Source organism: Phaeobacter sp. A36a-5a, assembly GCF_037911135.1.
Classification (GTDB): domain Bacteria; phylum Pseudomonadota; class Alphaproteobacteria; order Rhodobacterales; family Rhodobacteraceae; genus Phaeobacter; species Phaeobacter bryozoorum.
Genome location: NZ_JBBLYU010000003.1, coordinates 1 through 18,354, shown reverse-complemented (window position 1 = coordinate 18,354; position 18,354 = coordinate 1). Strand labels below are relative to the sequence as shown.

Annotated in this window: 16 protein-coding genes and 1 tRNA gene; 9 read left to right on the top strand and 8 right to left on the bottom strand. The window is 60.6% G+C overall.

Annotated elements, in window-relative coordinates; translation table 11 throughout:
• The first annotated feature begins 10 nt into the window (after positions 1 to 10).
• The gene (locus WLQ66_RS13525; RefSeq protein ID WP_340546864.1) at positions 11 to 1,228 is read left to right on the top strand and encodes a phenylacetate--CoA ligase family protein; all 1,218 of its coding nucleotides are present in this window, start codon (positions 11 to 13) and stop codon (positions 1,226 to 1,228) included.
• Positions 1,229 to 1,425: 197 nt separating this feature from the next.
• On the top strand, positions 1,426 to 3,186 hold the full coding sequence (locus WLQ66_RS13520) for an ABC transporter permease (protein WP_340546863.1): 1,761 nt from the start codon (positions 1,426 to 1,428) through the stop codon (positions 3,184 to 3,186).
• 31 nt (positions 3,187 to 3,217) lie between these two features.
• On the opposite strand, the gene WLQ66_RS13515 is transcribed toward WLQ66_RS13520, so the two are convergent.
• The gene (locus tag WLQ66_RS13515; RefSeq protein ID WP_340546862.1) at positions 3,218 to 4,084 is read right to left on the bottom strand and encodes a CobW family GTP-binding protein; all 867 of its coding nucleotides are present in this window, start codon (positions 4,082 to 4,084) and stop codon (positions 3,218 to 3,220) included.
• Positions 4,085 to 4,380: 296 nt separating this feature from the next.
• Between WLQ66_RS13515 and WLQ66_RS13510 the strand changes: the two genes are divergently transcribed.
• Positions 4,381 to 4,923 carry a DUF2938 domain-containing protein gene (locus WLQ66_RS13510; protein WP_340546861.1) on the top strand — a complete coding sequence of 181 codons (543 nt, stop codon included), beginning with the start codon at positions 4,381 to 4,383 and terminating at the stop codon, positions 4,921 to 4,923.
• A 106-nt stretch (positions 4,924 to 5,029) separates the two neighbouring features.
• Here WLQ66_RS13510 and WLQ66_RS13505 read toward each other — a convergent pair whose 3' ends face one another.
• The 3 genes from WLQ66_RS13505 to WLQ66_RS13495 form a co-directional block, all read right to left on the bottom strand.
• Positions 5,030 to 6,046, bottom strand: a complete 1,017-nt coding sequence (locus WLQ66_RS13505) for a Fe(3+) ABC transporter substrate-binding protein (protein ID WP_340546860.1) — start codon at positions 6,044 to 6,046, stop codon at positions 5,030 to 5,032.
• 238 nt (positions 6,047 to 6,284) lie between these two features.
• Complete coding sequence (gene ykgO / locus WLQ66_RS13500; RefSeq protein WP_008562923.1) at positions 6,285 to 6,410, bottom strand: type B 50S ribosomal protein L36; 126 nt, start codon at positions 6,408 to 6,410, stop codon at positions 6,285 to 6,287.
• A gap of 78 nt (positions 6,411 to 6,488) precedes the next feature.
• Positions 6,489 to 6,563, bottom strand: a tRNA-Val gene (locus WLQ66_RS13495).
• A gap of 160 nt (positions 6,564 to 6,723) precedes the next feature.
• Here WLQ66_RS13495 and WLQ66_RS13490 point away from each other — a divergent pair.
• A complete protein-coding gene (locus WLQ66_RS13490; protein ID WP_340546859.1) occupies positions 6,724 to 7,584 on the top strand; it encodes an N-formylglutamate amidohydrolase in 861 nt (286 codons plus the stop codon).
• A 14-nt stretch (positions 7,585 to 7,598) separates the two neighbouring features.
• Here the strand turns inward: WLQ66_RS13490 and WLQ66_RS13485 are convergent, their stop codons facing one another.
• Positions 7,599 to 8,879, bottom strand: coding sequence for a DNA polymerase IV (locus WLQ66_RS13485; protein WP_374015599.1), 1,281 nt, complete (start codon positions 8,877 to 8,879; stop codon positions 7,599 to 7,601).
• A gap of 194 nt (positions 8,880 to 9,073) precedes the next feature.
• Here WLQ66_RS13485 and WLQ66_RS13480 point away from each other — a divergent pair, with 194 nt between their 5' ends.
• Positions 9,074 to 9,496 carry an NUDIX hydrolase gene (locus tag WLQ66_RS13480; RefSeq protein WP_340546857.1) on the top strand — a complete coding sequence of 141 codons (423 nt, stop codon included), beginning with the start codon at positions 9,074 to 9,076 and terminating at the stop codon, positions 9,494 to 9,496.
• A gap of 506 nt (positions 9,497 to 10,002) precedes the next feature.
• Here WLQ66_RS13480 and pyrF read toward each other — a convergent pair.
• Positions 10,003 to 10,734, bottom strand: a complete 732-nt coding sequence (pyrF, locus tag WLQ66_RS13475; protein WP_340546856.1) for an orotidine-5'-phosphate decarboxylase — start codon at positions 10,732 to 10,734, stop codon at positions 10,003 to 10,005.
• Positions 10,735 to 11,057: 323 nt separating this feature from the next.
• On the opposite strand from pyrF, the gene clpB reads away from it, so the two are divergent.
• Entirely contained in the window at positions 11,058 to 13,676 is a 2,619-nt protein-coding gene (clpB, locus tag WLQ66_RS13470; RefSeq protein WP_340546855.1) for an ATP-dependent chaperone ClpB, read from the top strand.
• Positions 13,677 to 13,754: 78 nt separating this feature from the next.
• Here clpB and WLQ66_RS13465 read toward each other — a convergent pair whose 3' ends face one another.
• Both WLQ66_RS13465 and WLQ66_RS13460 read right to left on the bottom strand, forming a co-directional pair.
• Positions 13,755 to 14,312, bottom strand: a complete 558-nt coding sequence (locus tag WLQ66_RS13465; protein ID WP_340546854.1) for a hypothetical protein — start codon at positions 14,310 to 14,312, stop codon at positions 13,755 to 13,757.
• An 87-nt stretch (positions 14,313 to 14,399) separates the two neighbouring features.
• Entirely contained in the window at positions 14,400 to 14,906 is a 507-nt protein-coding gene (locus WLQ66_RS13460; RefSeq protein ID WP_374015414.1) for a DUF302 domain-containing protein, read from the bottom strand.
• Positions 14,907 to 15,021: 115 nt separating this feature from the next.
• Between WLQ66_RS13460 and WLQ66_RS13455 the strand changes: the two genes are divergently transcribed.
• The 3 genes from WLQ66_RS13455 to msrQ all read left to right on the top strand — a co-directional run bounded on the left by WLQ66_RS13455 (position 15,022) and on the right by msrQ (position 18,103).
• Entirely contained in the window at positions 15,022 to 16,515 is a 1,494-nt protein-coding gene (locus tag WLQ66_RS13455; protein WP_340546853.1) for an FMN-binding glutamate synthase family protein, read from the top strand.
• Between the two features lie 70 nt (positions 16,516 to 16,585).
• Positions 16,586 to 17,506, top strand: coding sequence for a protein-methionine-sulfoxide reductase catalytic subunit MsrP (gene msrP / locus WLQ66_RS13450; RefSeq protein WP_340546852.1), 921 nt, complete (start codon positions 16,586 to 16,588; stop codon positions 17,504 to 17,506).
• Complete coding sequence (gene msrQ, locus WLQ66_RS13445) at positions 17,507 to 18,103, top strand: protein-methionine-sulfoxide reductase heme-binding subunit MsrQ (RefSeq protein WP_340546851.1); 597 nt, start codon at positions 17,507 to 17,509, stop codon at positions 18,101 to 18,103.
• Positions 18,104 to 18,354: the final 251 nt, after the last annotated feature.

Genomic DNA, 18,354 nt, shown 5'->3' with positions numbered 1-18,354 from the left:
GGGTGCTGACATGACATATTTTGACAGCCTTGAGACCCGCAGTGCAGACGCCCGTGCCGCTGATTTGGCGGAACAGCTGCCGCAACAGATTGCCCGTGCTATGGCCGCGCCGGGTTATGGCGAAAGCCTGCGTTCTGTAAATGCGGCGACAATCACCAGCCCGGAGGATCTGGCGGCCCTGCCGGTGCTGCGCAAATCGGACCTGAGCAAGGCGCAGGCCGCGCATCCGCCCTTTGGCGGGTTCACCGTGAAACCGGCCAGCGGGTTTGCCCATATCTTCCAGTCGCCCGGCCCGATTTACGAACCGGGTGGTGTGGATCATGACTGGTGGCGCATGGGACGGTTCCTGCATGCGGCCGGGATCGGTGTTGGCGATGTGGTGCAGAATTGTTTCGGCTACCATCTGACACCTGCCGGGATGATCTTTGAGAACGGCGCGCGTGCGGTGGGTGCAGCTGTATTGCCTGCGGGCACCGGTCAGACGGAATTGCAGGTCACTGCGGCGCGTGACGTCGGGGCGACGGCCTATGCCGGGACGCCGGACTATCTGAAGGTGATCCTCGATAAGGCCGATGCCATGGGCGTCAAGCTGGGCTTTACCAAAGCGGCAGTGGGCGGTGGTGCGCTGTTCCCCTCCCTGCGTCAGGAATATGCCGATCGCGGGATTTCCTGTCTGCAGTCATATGCGACGGCGGATCTGGGCAATATCGCCTATGAAAGCGCGGCGATGGAGGGGATGATCGTCGATGAGCAGGTTATCGTCGAAATCGTCACCCCCGGCACCGGCACCCCTGTGGCCGCCGGAGACGTCGGCGAGGTTGTCGTCACCACGCTCAATCCCGACTATCCGCTCATTCGGTTTGCGACTGGCGATCTGAGTGCGGTTCTGCCCGGCGAATCTCCCTGTGGACGCACCAATATGCGGATCAAGGGCTGGATGGGCCGTGCGGACCAGACCACGAAGATCAAGGGCATGTTTGTACGCCCGGAACAGGTCGCCGCGCTGGTCGACAAACATGCCGAGATCGTCAAGGCACGCGTTATCGCCAGCCGAGATGGCGAGATGGATGCGATGACCGTTCAGATCGAGGCACAGGATGGGGACGAAACCGCCTTCTCGCGCTCGGTCGTGGAGGTGCTGAAGCTGAAAGGGCGCGTGGAAGTGGTCGCGCCCGGCGCCCTGCCCAAGGACGGTTTGGTGATCGAGGACCAGCGCAGCTACGACTGATCCCCTTTCCTGTGGGGACACCACCCGATCAGGGTATCTGCTGGCGCAACCGGGCTCCTCCCACCGGTTGCGCCAGTTTTTGTGACAGCAACAGCGATAGAGAGAGGCGCGGCGAATGGCTGCGCTTTGGCTTTGTCGCTGGTATTTCCGACGAAAATGATCGAAATAGAGGGCTGCACTGAGGTAGTCCCGTATCTATGCCAAAGATCACACCCATCTCCCCCACCTCCACAGAGGCCAAGCGCTCCGCCAGGGCGCCGATTTTCGATGGCGCAGCAACGGCCGGCGCCGTCCCGTCCGCGGATGCGCCTAACCGGACACGTGGGCGGCGGAAGAAACCGGGGGGGGCGCTGTTTGCGACGGTGGGCTGGGTTGTGGCTCTGTCCTGTCTGTTGCCAATGCTGGCGGTTGCGCTGGCCGCTCTGACCGGTGGCACCGATACGATCCGGCATCTTATGGAAACTGTCTTGCCGGGTTATGCCGGTACCACTTTGGTTCTGGTCTTTCTGGTGGCGCTGGGAACCGGGCTGGTTGGGGTAGGAGCGGCCTGGCTGGTCACTATGACCCGGTTTCCGGGCGTGCGCGTGATGGAGGTGGTTCTGATCCTGCCATTGGCCTTCCCGGCCTATGTGCTGGCCTATGCCTATACCTTTGTTCTGGATCATCCTGGCATCGTGCAGACCACCTTGCGGCAGATGACAGGCTGGGGACCACGCGACTATTGGTTCCCGGAGATCCGCTCTGTGGGAGGGGCGGCGGTGATGTTGGTGCTGGTGCTTTACCCCTATGTCTACCTGCTGGCTCGGGCGGCTTTTCTGCAACAAAGCGCGGGTGCGTTTCTGGCGGCGCGCGCACTTGGCAATACCTCGCTACAGGCCTTCTGGCGGGTCAGCCTGCCCATGGCGCGCCCCGCGATTGCGTCCGGTGTTCTGCTGGCGGTGATGGAAACCATCGCTGATTTCGGCACGGTGAGCTATTTTGGCGTGCAGACCTTTGCGACAGGGATTTATACCAGCTGGTTTTCGCTGGCCGACCGGGCGGGTGCGGCGCAGCTGGCGCTCTGTCTTCTGGGATTTGCGCTGACGCTGGCGGTAGCGGAGCGCGCAACGCGAGGTCGTGCGCGCTATCATCATGCGGGCAAGCATCAGGCCAAGATGCCGCCGGTGGAGCTGCATGGGGCGAAGGCGGCTCTGGCCTTTGGGCTGTGCGTCCTGCCTGTCCTTCTCGGGTTCCTGCTGCCAGTGGTGATCCTGGCGCAGATGGGGCTTGAGTCGGAGCAGAACCTGCTGAGCAAACGGTATCTGGGCTTCCTGCAGAATTCAGTGACGCTGGCGACGACGGCGGCTGTCCTTACCGTGATGGCGGCGGTCTGCCTCGGCTTCTACCAACGGCTGCGTCCGGGTCGGCCGTCTGCTCTTGCCGGTTACGTCTCAAGGCTCGGCTATGCGGTGCCGGGCGGGGTGATCGCGGTTGGGCTGATGGTGCCGTTTGCAGCCTTTGATAACGCGTTGGATGCCTGGATGCGGGCGAATTTCGAGATCAGGACCGGACTGCTGATTACCGGGTCGATCTGGCTGCTGGTGGCGGCCTATATGGTGCGCTTTCTGGCGGCGGCATTGGGTGCCTATGAGGGAGGGCAGGCCACCGTTCATGCCAATATGGATGCGGCTGCCCGCTCGCTGGGGCAAAGCCCGCTGGGTATGTTGCGCCGGGTTCACCTGCCTATCCTGACGCCCAGCCTGATGACGGCTTTGCTGATTGTCTTTGTCGATGTGATGAAAGAGCTGCCAGCGACGCTGATTATGCGTCCTTTCAACTATGACACACTGGCAGTGCAGGCCTACCGGCTGGCCTCGGATGAGCGGCTGGAGGGCGCGGCAGTGCCATCGCTGGTCATCATGCTGGTCGGGCTGTTGCCGGTGATTCTGATTTGCAGGCAAGTGGGCCGACGCAGCTAGGCTATCAATGCTGGCGGCGTGGCGCCGGCCTTTAGCTCTGCCACCAAGCCTCGATTTCCTCACGGGAAATCCGGGCCGCCGGGCCAAGGGCAACCAGAACGGTTTCCTCGGCATCGCAGCGCTTGGCCGAGACCTGCCGACCAACCACATGCAGCTCATAGCCGCCGCCATTGGTGAGGATAAATCCCTTCATCCGATAGATCCCGCTTGGCCGGTTTGCCAGCTTGTCACCCAGGCGGCACCGATCCATCGGCTCGGCGCTGCGGTGGTGCCAGGTCGCATAGGCGTGGTGGGCGGATTTTGCAGTTGCCCTGCCAACCGGCAGCGGGACCACGTCAAACAGCAAGTCGGCAATCGGGGCGTCTTCGAGAATCGTCGGCGTGCGGGCGCCCAGCTCGTCCAGCCGAGTCATAACAGCGTCAGAAGGGGCGTCGCATTTGCTGATCAGCACCAGGTCCGCGGCACGGATCTGCTGACTGGTCTGCTCGCGCAGCAGATCGTCGTTCAGAAGATCGCAGAGGTTTTCGCCATCGGCGACGGTGATGATGCCGCCATAGGACAGCTGGCTCTCGTTCACCACGGTGTTGGCAATGGCGACCGGATCGGAGAGGCCGCTGGCCTCGATCACGATATGATCCGGGCGGCTGCCCTCGGCCAGAATACGATGCAGCGCGGCGGTCAGATCTTCGCCCAGGGTGCAGCAGACACAGCCGTTGCTCAATGCGATGGTCTGTGAGGTTCCGTCCTGCAACAGGCTTTCATCAATGTTGATGCGCCCAAAATCATTGACCAGAACGGTCAGGCGCAACCCATGATCATCGCTCAGCAGACGGTTGATCAACGTGGTTTTTCCAGCGCCGAGATAGCCGCTGATGATGGTGACCGGAATACGTGTCATTGGTATTCACCCGATGGAGTATTGTGGTCACGCATGGCTAGTTTCTCGCTCTGCATCTGTGAATTCGACCCGAAGCTATAGGTGGTCTTTTCCAGCCCGTCCACCCACGGCGCGACGTGAGGTAAAGGGCCTTGGATAGCGGTCATTCGGCGGTTTTCGCGTTCGTATCGGCTTTGCTGGGGGGGTACCTCAGACAATGCAATTGGCGGCCGGCGGTCCTCAGCACCTAAAATCACTGTGACCCGAGGGTGGATGTCCCCTGCGGGAACCAAAATCACACAAGAGGGATGGATGCCGTGTTGAACCGCAATGACTTGATAATCCGCATTGTTCTGCTGGGGGTGGGGGCAACCGCCTTCATGGATCTGTGGGCCGTCGTCGCCGATGCGCTATTTGGCGTGCCGCAAAGTAATTTTGCCGTGGTGGGGCGCTGGCTGGGGTACATGCCGGATGGGATCTTCACCCATGAAAGCATCGGCAAGGTCCCGCCGGTGGCGAAAGAGGCCGCAATCGGCTGGACTGCGCATTATGTTGTGGGCGTGATTTTTGCGGCGCTGTTTGTCGCGCTAGGCGGGCAGCGCCAGCTGCTGAAGCCGGGGCCGGTTGCGCCGATTCTTTTTGGTCTGGTGACGGTGGTTGCGCCATTCTTCATCTTGCAGCCTGCCTTGGGGGCCGGAATCATGGCTTCGAACAAACCGAATCCGGACATTGCGCGGCTGAAGAGCCTGATGTCGCATTTCTCGTTCGGGTTGGGTCTCTATGTCGTCGCCTATGGCCTGTCGCGCCTCGCGCCGAAGGGTCAGCATGGATCAAGTGACCAGATTTCACCGGCAGAATAGACAGACGACTGCCGCGTTGGAAAACAAGAAAGGCGCAGGAGCGTCTCCTGCGCCTTTCCCGTTATTCGGCTGTGGTGGCTGCTCGGCCTTGCAGCGACCGGGGCAGTTACTCCCAACCCACCTGGTTGAAGATCTTCTGTGCGGTGGGGATGTTCTGCGCTACGTCCGACAGCTGCACGTCATCGGGTTTGAAGTGGCCGAGTGCCGCAATGCTGGGCGCAAGCGCAACACCCGGAACCGCCGGGTACTCATCATTGCCTGCGGAGAAATACTGCTGCGCCTGATCGGAGGCGAGGTATTCGAGGAACTTGATCGCGTTCTCCTTGTTCGGTGCGTTCACTGCAACACCGCCACCGGACAGGTTCATGTGGGCGCCTTCTGCGTCCTGCGCAGGGAAGACCCAGCCGATCATGTCACGTTCGGCGGACAGACCTTTCACGTCTTTGCGGATGGAACGGGCGAAGTAGTAGCTGTTGCCAACGGCGATTTCGCACTCGCCGGAGACGATGCCGCGCAGCTGATCGGTGTCGCCGCCCTGGGGCGCGCGGGCCATGTTGGCAACGACGCCTTTTGCCCAGTCGGTTGCGGCTTCTTCACCGTGATGCGTGACGATGGAGGCCAGCAGAGTCTGGTTGTAGGTATTGGTCGAAGAGCGGATGCAGATCTGACCTTTGTAGGCGGGATCCGCGAGGTCGAGATATGTCTTCGGCGGGTTGGCGACATCTGCCTTGTCAAAGAAGATGATGCGCGCACGCTGGGAGAAGCCGAACCACTGGTTGTCCGCATCCTGCAGATAGCCGGGAACGCGGGCTTCCAGGATGTCGCTGTCGATGGCCTGAAGGAGGCCTTCGTTCTTGGCACGTGCCAGACGCGATGTATCAACTGTCAGCAGGATATCGGCGGGGGAGTTCGCGCCCTCGGCGCTCATCCGGGCGATCAACTCGTCAGCCTTGCCTTCGATCCGGTTGATCGTGATGCCGGTGGCCTCTTCGAAGTCGGAATAGAGCCGTTCGTCGGTATCGTAGTGGCGCGAGGAGTAGAGGTTCAGCTCACCCTCGGCAGCAGCAGATGTTGCGACGGCGGCGACCAAAGCGCCTGCAAGAATGGTGGTCGATTTCAGCATGGTACTTCCCATCTATTCAAAACACTCGGGGGGATCTTGGCCACTGGCGTCGAACCCGACTGATTTGCTCAGATAAAGAGTTTCACCAAAAATGCAAAGCAAAACTGACAAAAACGATCAGAAAAAGAGATGGGGGGTTACAACCCTCTTGAGGTCACTGGCAAGAGAGGCCTGAAAACACAAAAAAACCGCATCCGAAGATGCGGTTTTCTCAAATCAGCTATGCTGCGTCTGGCGATCAGCCCTGGCGTGCTTTAAAGCGGCGCTGGGTCTTGTTGATCACATAGACACGGCCCTTGCGACGCACAACGCGGCAATCACGGTGCCGGTTCTTGAGCGAGCGGAGCGAGTTCTTGACCTTCATGGCCTATCTCCTGTTCTGCGGCGCGAACCAGCGCCTGGGTTGCGGGGCTCCGATCGTAGGACCAGAGCAATGAATTCATGGTGGGCGATACAAGGTTCGAACTTGTGACCCCTTCGATGTCAACGAAGTGCTCTACCACTGAGCTAATCGCCCATGAATACCCACGCTTTCGGCCGGCCCCAAATTGAAAGGGGCGCGGATGACCGCGCCGGTGAGGGGGTCTATAAAATGAGTCGGAGAGGGGTGCAAGAGCTTTTGACCGCAGAAATTTCCGGTCTATGCTGTTTATTGTATTTGAGCCGCCGGAGCCTGCATGTCTGACACAGTATATTTGGTGGAAATGCCACAGGAATTGCGGTCTGGGGTGGTTTTTGCCTCGCCGCATAGCGGATCGGATTACAGCGCGGCTTTTCTGGCGCAGACGATTCTCGATCCTTTGCAGCTGCGCAGTTCAGAAGACGCCTTCGTGGATGAGCTGTTTGCCGCCGCGCCGCGATTCGGGATGCCCCTGCTGACCGCGCGGGCGCCACGGGCCTATGTCGATCTCAATCGATCAACCGAAGAGCTGGATCCGGCGCTGATCGAAGGCGTCATCAAACGGGGGCAGAACCCGCGCGTGGCCTCTGGCCTGGGGGTGGTGCCGCGCGTGGTGGCCCATGGGCGGGCGATCTATCATGGCAAGCTGAGCCGGGCTGAAGCAAGTCACCGGATTGCCACCTATTGGCGCCCCTACCACGCGGCTTTGCAGCAGCTACTGGACCAGGCCCGCATCGGCTTTGGCCAGGCCGTGCTGATTGACTGTCATTCGATGCCGCACGAAGCGATTTCGGCCGCAGGACGGCGGGGGGCTGGGCTGCCGGATGTTGTGCTTGGCGATCGTTTCGGCGCGGCGGCCTCGGCCGAGATCATGGACCGGGTCGAAGCGGCGTTTGTTGGCGCAGGTTTGCGGGTCGCGCGAAACACGCCTTTTGCCGGGGCTTATATCACACAGACCTACGGGCGCCCGTCACGGGCGCAGCACGCGGTGCAGGTCGAGATTGACCGCTCACTCTATATGGATGAGGCGCGGATTGAGAAAACCTCTGATTTTGCAGCGCTGCAAAAGGTGCTGTCCGATGTGATTGCCGAGCTGTCGCAGCTGAACTGTGAACCGATGCCGCTGGCTGCGGAATAAACACAGGCGGCTGTTCAGCGCAGGGCGCGACCCTTCTGGATGGCCGATTTGCCGAAGCGTTCGCGAATTGCATCCGTGGCCCGCTCCGCCTTTGCGCGCTGCCCGGCCTGTGGATCCAGAAGGTCGCCGGTGATATCGGCCTGCGTTTCGGGCACCAGCTCGGAGATGCCGCAGCCAAGTAGCCGATAGGGGCCTTCGTCGCCGACCTGATCCAGAAGCGCCCGCGCCGTTCGGTAGATCATGTCGGCAATCTGGGTCGCATCTCGCAGAGATTGCCGCCGGGTGAGGCTGCTGTGATTGGCGCGCTTCAGCTTCAGCGTCACCACCCGCCCTGCAAGCTGTCGGGCTTTGGCGCGGTCAGAGACTTTTTCGGCCAGCCGCCACAGGTGACCGTCCAGCACCTCCAGACTTACGGTGTCCTCGTAGAAGGTGGTTTCGTTCGAGATGGATTTCACCGGCGCATTGGCCGACACCCGCCGCCGGTCCTGACCGCGCGCGAGATGCCAGAGCCGTTCCCCCATTGAGCCGAACCGCGCGTTCAGATCAGTGCGGTCCCAGCGCAGCAAATCCGAAAAACTGCGGATGCCGGCTTTGTCGAGCGACGCCTGAGCGGCTGGGCCGATACCCCATATCAGGCGCACCGGTTTGTCTTTCAGGAAATCGGCTGTCTCCTCTTTGCCAATCACCGAGAATCCGCGCGGTTTGTCGAGGTCGGAGGCGACCTTTGCCAGGAATTTGTTGTGTGACAGCCCGATTGATCCTGTCACGCCCAGCTCGTCCTTCATGCGTTTGACCAGCCGTGCCAGCATCACCGCAGGTGGCGCACCATGCAGCCGCTGGGTGCCAGACAGATCCATAAAGGCCTCATCCAGCGACAGGGGTTCCACATCAGGCGTCAGCTCATCCATCATCGCTCGGATCTGGCGGCTGACCTCGACATAGACATTCATCCGCGGCTTTATCACCACGGCGTCCGGGCAAAGCTTGAGCGCCTGAAACATCGGCATGGCCGATCGCACACCGCGAATGCGCGCCACATAGCAGGCCGTGGAGACGACACCACGCCGCCCGCCCCCGATCACCACCGGTTTGTCGGCAAGCTCGGGATTGTCGCGTTTCTCAACGCTGGCGTAGAAGGCGTCGCAGTCCATATGTGCAATCGACAGCGAGAACAGCTCCGGGTGCGCCTTGATCCGTGGGCTCTGGCAGCTTGGGCAGCGCTTTGGATTTGGTGTCTGGCCGTTTTTTGGTTTGAGGACACCATAGGACAAGCACTCCCGGCACAGCACCTGCAGGCGCCGGGGCGCATGGCTGGGCGTCTCCAGCTCAGACGGGGCCGTGTGATCGGGCGGTATGTGCAATTGGTCTGACATGGGGCGGAGGCGTTGAGGCCGAAAGGGTCGGGGAATCTGATGGTGCTGCGGGGGCGCTCAGAGTAGCCTCTGCCACAGCAATTGTCTTTAGATCATCTGACATGGTGAGAGCAGCAATGACATTCAACGGCGCCAAGCTGGCGCTTTTCATTGGCGATAGGCTGCTGGTGATCGAGCGTGATGCCTATCCGCATATTCCCTACCCCGGCCATTGGGATTTCCCAGGCGGCGGGCGCGAAGGCGAGGAAACACCGGAAACCTGCGCGCTGCGCGAAACGGAAGAAGAGGTTGGGCTGGTCGTGCAGGAGGGGGATCTGGTGTGGCGGCAAAGCTATGAGCGTCGCAATGGTGTCGTCTGGTTTTTTGTCGCGCATCTGCCGGCCGCGCGCGAGCGCGACATTCGGCTGGGCGATGAAGGTCAGAGCTGGGCGCTGGTGCGTCCTGAGTGGTACATCGGGCATGAGCTGGCGGTGCCGCATTTTGCGGAATATCTGCAAAGCTACCTGACACGCCCCGCCAAAGCTGGTGGCATAGGATAAGATATGCGGTATCACCCTTGGCGGATCGCCTGTCAGCGGCTGAATATCCGGGGCTGAAAAGAAAGAACCCCCGCTGCTGTAGCGGGGGAGGTGACGAACCTCAGGAAGAGCAAGGCCGTCAGGGGAGTGTCTCCCGTATAGGGTCGGTCATTTTGACCGCCGGGCAAAGGCTGTAAGGCAGGATTATGTAATTCTGCCTTTGATTGTGTGCTTTTGCGGGCACAGGACAAAAGGGCGCAATCTGCTGCGGTGAAACGCAAAATACTGTTGTAATACCGGAGGTTGACCCTAGGTAATCTTGGCGCAAATGTGGCAGAATTCCCGTCCGGCATGGGTCTGATGAAAAGTTTTATTTCGGCCAGATCTTTGAGTGGCGAGTGGGTCTGCCCGCCGCCTTCGGGTCAATCTGACCAGAAAACCCGTCGGGCAGATCTGTGCCGACGGGTTGCCCGTGTTGAATAAGTGTAACTGATGCCGTGTGGGACGCGCCGCAGGCGGGGGCCGGTTTACCGTGGCAGACTGGCCAGAATATCTTCGGCGGCGCTGCGCGGGGCGTCTGCTGCCCAGATCGGGCGACCGACCACAATATGATCGGCGCCGGCCTCCAGCGCACTTGCTGGGGTTGCCACCCTTTTCTGATCCCCAAGCGCCGCACCGGCAGGGCGGACGCCGGGGGTGACGATCAACTTGCCGGTGGCTTCTGGCTGGGCGCGGATCAGCGCCGCTTCCTGCGGGCTGGCGATTACGCCATCGGCCCCGGCCGCGAGAGCTAGCCCCGCGCGCTCTTGTACCAGATCGGGAATGTCGCCTGATTTTATCAGGGCTTCATCCAGATCGGAGCGGTCCAGCGAGGTCAGAATGGTGACACCAAGGATCTTGAGACTTGTGCCGGCGGCACCTTCCTTGGCTGCGCGCACCACATGGGGATCGCCATGCACGGTGAGAAAGTCGAGGTCGAACTGGGCCAGCCCCCGAACCGCGGCCTCAACCGTGGCGCTGATATCAAACAGTTTCATATCGAGGAAAATTCGTTTGCCGCGCTCCTGTTTCAGCTCATTCGCAAGCGCCAGACCACCACCGGTCAGCATCCCCAATCCGATTTTATAGAAGGAGACCGCGTCACCAAGCGTGTCGGCCAGCTGAAGCCCGGCAAGCGCACTGGGCACGTCCAGTGCAACGATCAGCCGGTCGTCGGCTTTGGCGTCAGGGGAAGAGTGGCTGGTGGAAGAAGCGGACATGAAGGTTCCTCGTCTTTTGTGCGGCGGTTCAGGCCGTGTGACGGTAGGGGTGGTCTTGGGATCGCACTGCTTTTAGTGCCGCCGCCTCGGTTGGGAAAGGGAAAAACGGGTCCGGCGGGGCGGTGGCAGGGTGCGACAAACCGATGGAGGGAGTGGCTGAATGAGCAAGCGGTTGATCTGGGTCAGGGATTTGGTGACATATTTGCCGCATAGTAGCCTTGAAGAGAGGATAAGACCTCCCACATTGGACAGGAGGCCCCGACCGGGACGTGCCGCAGAGCGGGCGTCACCAGAAAAGGGGGCGCTTATATAAGGAGAGCAAGATGGACTTGAACAAGTTCACTGAACGGGCGCGTGGTTTTGTGCAGGCGGCCCAGACGATTGCGCGACGTGAAGATCACCAGCGGCTGATGCCGGAGCACCTGTTGAAGGCGCTGATGGATGATGACCAGGGGCTGGCAAGCAATCTGATCACCCGCGCCGGTGGTAACCCGACCCAGGTGGTCCAGGCGCTGGAACTTGCGGTTTCGAAGCTGCCGAAGGTGCAGGGCAATTCTGCAGACATCTATCTGGACGGCCAGACCGCCAAGGTGCTGGATGAAGCGGCCAAGATTGCCGAGAAGGCAGGCGACAGCTTTGTCCCTGTCGAGCGGGTGCTGATGGCGCTGTGCATGGTGAAGTCCAAAGCCAAGGAAGCGCTGGCGGCTGGTCACGTGACCGCCCAGGCGCTGAATGAGGCGGTGAATGACATCCGCAAGGGGCGCAAGGCAGACAGTGCCAGTGCCGAAGATGGCTATGACGCGCTCAAGAAATATGCCCGAGATCTGACCGAAGCTGTGCGCGAGGGCAAGATTGACCCGATCATCGGCCGCGACGAGGAAATTCGCCGCGCTATGCAGGTGCTGAGCCGCCGGACCAAGAACAACCCGGTGCTGATTGGTGAGCCGGGGGTTGGTAAAACTGCGATTGCCGAAGGTATGGCGCTGCGCATCGTCAATGGCGATGTGCCGGAATCCCTGCGTGACAAACAGTTGCTCTCGCTTGATATGGGCGCATTGATTGCCGGGGCCAAATACCGGGGCGAGTTTGAGGAACGGCTCAAGGCGGTGCTGACCGAAGTGACCGACGCCGCAGGCGAAATCATTCTGTTCATCGATGAAATGCACACGCTGGTTGGCGCGGGTAAATCCGATGGCGCGATGGATGCGGCCAACCTGATCAAACCGGCGCTGGCGCGGGGCGAACTCCACTGTATCGGCGCGACCACTCTGGATGAGTACCGCAAATACGTTGAGAAAGACGCGGCGCTGGCCCGGCGGTTCCAGCCTGTCATGGTGACGGAACCCACTGTGGAAGACACTATTTCGATCCTGCGGGGCATCAAGGAGAAATACGAGCTGCACCACGGTGTCCGTATCGCGGATGCGGCGCTGGTCGCGGCGGCCACCCTGTCGCATCGCTACATCACCGACCGGTTCCTGCCGGACAAGGCGATTGACCTTGTTGATGAGGCGGCGGCGCGTCTGCGGATGCAGGTCGACAGCAAGCCAGAAGAGCTGGATGCGCTCGACCGTCAGATCCTGCAGATGCAGATCGAGGAGGAGGCGTTGAAACTCGAGGATGACGCGGCCTCCAAGGATCGGCTGGATACCCTGCAGAAAGAGCTGTCGGACCTGCAGGAGAAATCCGCAGAGATGACCGCACAGTGGCAGTCCGAGCGGGACAAGCTGGCTTCGGCCCGTGAGCTGAAGGAGCGGCTGGACCGTGCGCGAGCGGATCTGGATGCAGCCAAACGTGAAGGCAATCTCGCCCGCGCAGGGGAGCTGTCCTACGGCGTTATCCCAGGTCTGGAAAAGCAGCTGAGCGAGGCCGAAACCTCTGACCGTAACGGTTTGATGGTCGAAGAGGCCGTTCGTCCGGAGCAAATCGCCGGCGTGGTCGAGCGCTGGACCGGGATCCCGACATCCAAGATGCTCGAGGGCGAGCGCGAGAAGCTGTTGCGGATGGAGGCGGATCTGCATGGTCGTGTGATTGGTCAGGACACTGCGGTCACGGCTGTGGCCAATGCGGTGCGGCGCGCCCGAGCCGGGCTCAATGACGAGAACCGCCCGCTGGGGTCGTTCCTGTTCCTTGGTCCGACCGGTGTCGGCAAGACCGAGTTGACAAAGGCGGTGGCGGAGTTTCTGTTCGATGATGACAGCGCCATGGTGCGCGTGGATATGTCCGAGTTCATGGAGAAACATTCGGTAGCCCGCCTGATCGGCGCGCCTCCGGGATATGTCGGCTATGATGAGGGGGGCGTTCTGACCGAGGCCGTCCGGCGCAAACCCTATCAGGTTGTTCTGTTTGACGAGGTGGAGAAGGCCCACCCGGATGTCTTTAACGTGCTGTTGCAGGTGCTGGACGATGGGATGCTGACCGATGGACAGGGGCGGACCGTCGATTTCAAACAGACTCTGATTATCCTGACCTCCAACCTCGGTGCGCAGGCGCTCAGCCAGCTACCGGATGGGGCGGATGCCGCCGATGCCAAGCGGGATGTGATGGACGCGGTGCGTGCGCATTTCCGTCCTGAATTCCTGAACCGTCTGGATGAGACGATCATTTTCGATCGCCTGGGACGCAAGGACATGGATGGCATCGTCACGCTACAGCTGGCGCGGCTTGAAAAGCGGCTTGTGGGTCGCAAGATCGTGCTTGAGCTGGATGAGGGTGCAAAGACGTGGCTGGCGGATGAAGGATATGATCCGGTGTTCGGCGCCCGCCCGTTGAAACGGGTGATCCAGCGGGTCTTACAGAACCCATTGGCGGAGATGCTTCTGGCCGGAGATATCCGCGATGGCGACACGGTGCCTGTAAGTGCCGGTGTCGAAGGTCTGATCATCGGCGATCGCATCGGCTCCACCGATCGGCCGCGCCCCGATGATGCGGTAGTGCACTAAGCTGACATGAAGAAGGAGGGCCCGCCGATCCGGCGGGCCTCTCTATATACAGGTCTGCTCATTGCTATGCGCCACCGTTCAATTTCTGGCCATCACGGCCGTGGCTCCTCTGCGCCGCAGGACGGTCAGGCGGGGTTCCCAGTCATACCGGGGATCCTTGGCCGTTGCGGACCAATACAACCTGCCGCCATAGCGCCATGGGTCCAGCACGATGCCGCCGTAGATATCCGCTCCCTTCGGGGCGATCACGGCGCTGCTGTGTTCAATCCGAAAGCTGTTTCTTGGCTCTGCGATGGCCCGCAGAACCGTGAGGCTTTGAAACCCTTCGCTTTGCAGCCGGGCCTGCATGTCCTCGGCGTAATGATAACAAAGGCCGCGTTGTTTGACGCCGGTATTGACGAGGGTGTTGTGCAGGATCGGTGAGGTTGTCACCTGATACTCCTGCGCAAGCGCGGTAGCGTGGCGATAGGCAATCAGCGCGGCTCTGGCCGCTTCTTCCGGATCGACTTGCGGGCCAAGTGCTTCAATCGCGTGGCGAAGCTGGCCGACCTCATCCGATTGGGTGTCCGTGCCCGGTGCGCAGGCAGCGATCATCGTGCCTGCGAGCAGCAGAAGCGAAACAAGGATGGACTTCATGCAGGATCTGTCCGCTGTCAATTTCCGTGGTGATCAGACTATCAAAGCCAGCGCCAGGAGGCAGCGGAAAAACTCAAACGATGGGTCTTACTCCTCGATTGCCTCCAGGACGATGTCATTCAGCAACGACTGGATCAGCTGCATGTCGCCATCAGGGAAAGCGCGAAAGCCGATTGTCGTGATCTCGCTGCCGGGCTGCTGTGCGACGAAGATATTGTAGGGGCAGAAGGTGATATTCATCGGATTGGCTTCCATCACCTTGCGCGACAGGCTGGCGGAGCAGAAAGAATAGACCTCGGCCTTTTGGAACAGAACGACGTCAGAGCCGACATCCTCGCGCGTCCGCTCCAGCATCTCTCCCACATGGCTGATATGATCGACTACAAACCCACGATTGGTGATCGCGCTTTCCAGCCCAAAGGTGACATCATCGAAGGCGAGATCGGTCTGATAGCTGACCATATCCGCCGTTATTGTCGGCTCGGCCGTGACCGGGAGGGATAACGCGATGAATGCCCCGTAACCCAGCGACAGAAAGCTGGCGAAGCGGCGTCCCGTGCGAAATGCAGCGGTTATTACGGTGGATTTTGTCATGGTCCTCTCCCAATGTGATCAAAGGTGACTTGCCCGCCCGGTGGAATACACCAATTTGGTCTCGGGCGAACGGGCCGATGGGCAGCGCGTTCCATTATCATATAGGAGTTTTTGCATGGGTTTCGCGGCAAATGCCATAGAATTCCTCGCATATGCCTTTGTCTTTGCTTTGGGGGCGCTGGCATTGGTGGCTGCGGGGCTGTTCGTGGTTGATCGGGTGCAGACCGAGGACGCGGTGCGCCGCAATTATCCGGTGATCGGTAGGTTTCGCGGCCTGTTCAGCACCTTGGGAGAGTTTTTCCGCCAGTATTTCTTTGCCATGGACCGCGAGGAGATGCCCTTCAACCGCGCGCAGCGCGAATGGGTGGGACGTGCCGCAGAAGGAAAGGGGAATACCGTTGCCTTCGGCTCGACCCGCAATCTGAACGTGCCGGGGACGCCAATCTTCGTGAATGCGGCATTTCCGGCCTTGGATGAGGGCAAGGCCTGTTGCGAGCCGCGCCTGATCGGGCCAACCGCCCGCCAGCCCTATATGGCACCCTCGTTCTTCAATATCTCCGGCATGAGTTATGGGGCGCTCTCTGCGCCGGCCGTCCGTGCCCTCAGCCATGGGGCAAAAGAGGCCGGTGTCTGGATGAACACCGGCGAGGGTGGTCTGAGTCCCTATCACCTGGAGGGGGGCTGCGATGTGGTGTTCCAGATTGGTACTGCCAAATACGGCGTGCGCGATGAGAACGGCGGGCTGAGCGACGAACAATTGCGCAAGGTTGCCGCCCATGATGCGGTGCGGATGTTTGAGCTGAAGCTGGCGCAGGGGGCAAAACCCGGCAAGGGTGGGATCCTTCCCGCGGCCAAGGTCACCCGGCAGATTGCCGAGATACGCGGCATCCCGGAAGGCGAGGACAGCATCTCCCCCAATCGGCATCCGGAGATTGCCAATTACGATCAGCTGCTGGATATGATCGCGCATCTTCGGGAGGTCACAGGCAAGCCGGTGGGGATAAAGCTGGTGGTCGGTGCTGAGACGGCCCTGCGCGAGCTGTTTCTGAATATTGCCGCCCGCAGGGACGACAGCGCGCCGGATTTCATCACCGTGGACGGTGGCGAGGGCGGAACCGGAGCCGCGCCTATGCCTTTGATTGATCTGGTTGGGATGTCTGTCCGGGAGGCACTGCCGCTGGCGTGCAATCTGCGCGATGAATACGGGCTGAAGGACCGCATTCGCCTCATCGCCTCTGGCAAGCTGGTCAATCCGGGCGATGTTGCCTGGGCGCTGGCGGCAGGCGCCGATTTTGTGACCTCGGCGCGGGGCTTCATGTTCTCGCTGGGGTGTATTCAGGCGCTGAAGTGTAACCGCAACAGCTGTCCGACAGGTATCACAACCCATGACAAGCGCCTGCAAAAGGGGTTGGTGGTCGAGGAAAAATCCACCCGCGTCGCACGCTATGCCAAGGAGATCATCCATGAGGTTGAAACCATCGCGCATTCCGTCGGCGTGACCGAACCGCGTCAGCTGCGCCGCCGACATGTCAGGATCATGCAGGAAGATGGGCGCAGTCGGCCGATGAATGAGCTTATGCCAGGTTACAGTGCCATCGCGGAGACGTGAGAGGATATGTTTTGGACTGTGCCGCCCGCTGGCTTAGATCCTGCAGATACCCATACTAAGGAGACGCTGCATGGCCCACCGCTGGAAGAACGATCTGAGTGACGACGACGTCACGCCTTATTCGGCTTTTCTGAACCGACGCCAGATCATGGCCGGTCTGGGCGGCGCTGCGGGGCTTGGTCTGGCGGGGTTGGCTGGCGGCACCGCACAGGCCGCAACGGAGGCGGAGCTGGAACCCAACAGCTGGGAAGACGTGACCAGCTATTGCAACTTCTATGAGTTCGGCACCGGCAAGGGGGATCCGGCTGCCTATGCCGGTCAGATGACCACCCAGCCCTGGAGCGTCGAAATCGATGGCCTGGTCGAGCGCCCGGGCAGCTACTCCATGGAGCAGATCATGGAGGCTATGACGCTTGAGGACCGGATCTATCGCTTCCGCTGTGTCGAGGCCTGGTCGATGGTGGTGCCCTGGCAGGGGTTTGAACTGGCGGATCTGCTCAATCTGGCCGGGGTGCAGGAGGGCGCGAAATACGTCGCCTTCGAAACCCTCTACCGGCCGTCGGAAATGCCCGGCACAGCCTATAAGGTGCTGGACTGGCCCTACCGGGAGGGCCTGCGCCTTGATGAGGCGCAGCACCCGTTGACGATCATGGCCACTGGCATCTTTGGCAAATCGCTACCCAATCAGAACGGGGCCCCGCTGCGACTGGTGGTGCCATGGAAATACGGGTTCAAGTCGATCAAATCGATTGTCCGTATGACTCTCACCGATCAAGAGCCGCAGACCAGCTGGAACATGGCAAATGCGGGCGAGTACGGCTTCTATAGCAATGTGAACCCCAATGTGGACCATCCCCGCTGGAGCCAGGCCACCGAGCGCCGCATTGGCGGGGGGCTCTTTGCTCGCCGCGAGCCGACCCTGATGTTCAACGGCTATGAAAAAGAGGTGGCCGCGCTCTACGAGGGTATGGATCTGGCAAAGAACTTCTGAATGCAGCGCATCAACGATACAATTCGGGTCGTGCCCATCTGGCTGATCTATCTGCTGGGTGTGCTGCCCGCAGGTCTGCTGTTCTATCAGGGGCTCTCCGGCGCGCTTGGCCCTGAGCCGATCAAGGCGCTTGAGCATGAATACGGCAAACTGGCGCTTCAGCTGCTCGTCGTCACCCTCGCTGTGACACCGCTGCGTCGGCTGCTCGGGCTGAACCTGATGCGGTTTCGCCGGGCCATCGGTCTTTTGTGTTTCTTCTATGTCAGCTGTCACCTGCTGGTCTGGCTTCTGTTGGATGTGCAGCTGCTCGGTCAGATTCTTGCCGATATTGTTAAGCGCCCATATATCACCATCGGCATGGCGGCCTTTGTTCTGATGCTGCCGCTCGCTCTGACCTCCAATAACGCTTCGGTCCGGCGTTTGAGAGGTAAATGGCGCAGCCTTCACCGGCTGACCTACCCGGCCGCTCTGTTCGGGGCCCTGCACTATGTGATGCTGGTGAAAGGCTTCCAGCTGGAACCGCTGATCTACATGGGGCTGATCCTTCTCCTGCTGGCACTCCGCCTGCCGGCGGTCCAGCGGTTGAGGCCCGCCTGAGTCGCGGTGCGAGGCGTATCTCCATCGCAGAAGGCTCCTGCCCGTGCGTATGGCGAGTCGAAACATCGCAGCGAATAGCCCTCTCGACTCGCCCGGACATGAGCGCAGACCACAGCGACTCGGAGTTGAAACCGGTTGCAGCTTTGTTCCTGCTGGGAAAATGGCCCGATCCTGCCAGGGAAATGTGGTATCCTCGATAGAGAAGTTTTCGTAAGTATTTGAAAATAATGGGCTTTTGAGAAATTCGTCAA

Bases quoted from the DNA above. Each gene is read 5' to 3' on its own strand.
- WLQ66_RS13515 (WP_340546862.1), bottom strand. From the start codon at position 4,084: ATGACACGTATTCCGGTCACCATCATCAGCGGCTATCTCGGCGCTGGA.
- msrQ (WP_340546851.1), top strand. From the start codon at position 17,507: ATGCAGCGCATCAACGATACAATTCGGGTCGTGCCCATCTGGCTGATC.
- WLQ66_RS13505 (WP_340546860.1), bottom strand. From the start codon at position 6,046: ATGCTGAAATCGACCACCATTCTTGCAGGCGCTTTGGTCGCCGCCGTC.
- ykgO (WP_008562923.1), bottom strand. From the start codon at position 6,410: ATGAAGGTCAAGAACTCGCTCCGCTCGCTCAAGAACCGGCACCGTGAT.
- WLQ66_RS13480 (WP_340546857.1), top strand. From the start codon at position 9,074: ATGACATTCAACGGCGCCAAGCTGGCGCTTTTCATTGGCGATAGGCTG.
- msrP (WP_340546852.1), top strand. From the start codon at position 16,586: ATGGCCCACCGCTGGAAGAACGATCTGAGTGACGACGACGTCACGCCT.
- WLQ66_RS13455 (WP_340546853.1), top strand. From the start codon at position 15,022: ATGGGTTTCGCGGCAAATGCCATAGAATTCCTCGCATATGCCTTTGTC.
- WLQ66_RS13520 (WP_340546863.1), top strand. From the start codon at position 1,426: ATGCCAAAGATCACACCCATCTCCCCCACCTCCACAGAGGCCAAGCGC.
- pyrF (WP_340546856.1), bottom strand. From the start codon at position 10,734: ATGTCCGCTTCTTCCACCAGCCACTCTTCCCCTGACGCCAAAGCCGAC.
- WLQ66_RS13490 (WP_340546859.1), top strand. From the start codon at position 6,724: ATGTCTGACACAGTATATTTGGTGGAAATGCCACAGGAATTGCGGTCT.
- WLQ66_RS13460 (WP_374015414.1), bottom strand. From the start codon at position 14,906: ATGACAAAATCCACCGTAATAACCGCTGCATTTCGCACGGGACGCCGC.
- WLQ66_RS13525 (WP_340546864.1), top strand. From the start codon at position 11: ATGACATATTTTGACAGCCTTGAGACCCGCAGTGCAGACGCCCGTGCC.
- WLQ66_RS13465 (WP_340546854.1), bottom strand. From the start codon at position 14,312: ATGAAGTCCATCCTTGTTTCGCTTCTGCTGCTCGCAGGCACGATGATC.
- clpB (WP_340546855.1), top strand. From the start codon at position 11,058: ATGGACTTGAACAAGTTCACTGAACGGGCGCGTGGTTTTGTGCAGGCG.